We start from the raw sequence: 1,792 nt of genomic DNA on the forward strand, positions 1-1,792 counted from the left end.
CCACCCGATACGACAGGCGAACAGAACACTTCACAGGCTTCATCAAGCTCGCAGCAGCCATGATATGGATGCGATGAATGTCGATCGGTTCTAGGATTCCGCGCCATGTCCTAGATTTTGGCGATAGATCTCCTGCTCCGTCATCGTCGGCGACAAGCCGACAATTGATTATGCGTCGTTCAGACGGCCGCTCGGTCGGAAGGATCGCCAACTCTCCACCTAGGAGCGAGGCGGAGTATGTCGAAAAGTAAAGATCGGTACGTACTTCTCAAGAAAGTCCGGCAGTTAAACCTTGCCCTAAGCGATTATCACGCATGGCAAGGCATCATTGGACACCCGAAGATGAAAAGAAGCTTTTGTATCTAAAGAAAAGCGCCAACTTCGCTTGTTGCTAAGGCACTCGGCACCACTGAGGCGTCTGTCAGCAGCCGGTGGTCGGTTTTGCGGCGATCTATGTCTTTGGCGGATCGCGACCCAAATCCCCTGCCAGCCAGCCCGAAGCCTTCGTCCGTAGTGGGTCGTACCCGACGCACGTAAAGACACGCGGGCACCCGCCCGCCCCGCGGCAATGCCATGGTCTTAAGCTTTTTATCGGATTTCCCGTAACCATGCGCAGCCGCGCGGCCGCAGCCATGGGTGTCGGCTTCGCGAACCTGCGCTGCTCTTGGGATGCGCACACGGAATTTTCAAGAGGCTATGTCATGAGACAGCGCGCCAGGATGCTCGATGAAGTCGATGGTAGTTGCAAGGATAAGCACGCTCGCCCTAGTGGATACACTCACGAATGACGCAGAAGCGGCTTGTCGAGTAGGACGCCGACGATTTGGTCGGCAAATACGAGGGGCAGTAAGACGATGAATGTCCTAGGAACGGGCCAGAATGGTGCTTCGTCGGAAGTGCGAGAAGGACTTGAAGTGGGCGCTCCCGGTCCTAATTAGAACCTCCAGCCGGACTGCGATTCGGCAAAACGAACTCGGAAAGGAAACACAGCCGCCCGCCTTTGCGGACGTATTTGTAAGGAAGTGGACATGAGAAAGCTTGCTCTTGGAATCGCCGCGGCAGCAACGCTCCTCATCGGGACGGTTGCACCTGCATCGGCTCATTGGCGTCATCACTACTGGGGCGGTCCGGGAATCGCCCCTGGAATTGCTGTAGGGTTGGTTGCGGCGACGCTGGCCGCCGCAGCGGCACCCCCGGTCTACTACGGACCGGTCTATGGCCCGGCTCCCTATTATTATGGTCCGCCCTATCGGGTGGTCCGACCCTATCCGCCGGTTTACCCGTACTGGTACCGTTGGTGATGAGAGAGAAGGCTCGGCTCTCGCCGGGCCTTTCTTTATGCACCGACGGCCCCTGCCCAAGCATTTCGCAACTCACCTTTAGGCATTCATGCACGCGATGCGGGGGCGCCGAACGCCGCATGTATGCCCGAGTGAAGATATGGATACGATCATCTATTTAGTTGGTGCCTCTCTCCTAATGTCGCTTGTCGTCATGATCGATATCTGGCTGGATAGGCGCGATCCATAGTTATCGGGAAGCCTGAGGACGAAGCTGAAGGATGCGCTCAGTCACGCTTCCGATTTCCGCTCAACCTTTGGACCCCGAACAGCGCACGGCTATCATGAGTTCCGAGCTTGCCATCACCGCCTTCGCCACGCTGTTTGTGGCTATCGGACCGATTGATCCTGACCCAAGAAGCTGGTCCATGTTGAAGGCAATTTTTTCGGGCATTCTGAACCCCACGGAGGGCGGATGCCATGAAACGGAAGCGGTTTTCGGAGGAACAGAT

Annotated in this window: 1 protein-coding gene; it reads left to right on the forward strand. The window is 56.6% G+C overall.

Features of this window, described 5'->3' with window-relative positions; all coding sequences use genetic code 11:
• The first annotated feature begins 1,028 nt into the window (after window positions 1-1,028).
• On the forward strand, window positions 1,029-1,301 hold the full coding sequence (locus GGQ85_RS20660; RefSeq protein WP_309776081.1) for a hypothetical protein: 273 nt from the start codon (window positions 1,029-1,031) through the stop codon (window positions 1,299-1,301).
• Window positions 1,302-1,792 lie beyond the last annotated feature (491 nt).

The organism is Nitrobacter vulgaris (assembly GCF_031453995.1).
GTDB lineage: Bacteria > Pseudomonadota > Alphaproteobacteria > Rhizobiales > Xanthobacteraceae > Nitrobacter > Nitrobacter vulgaris.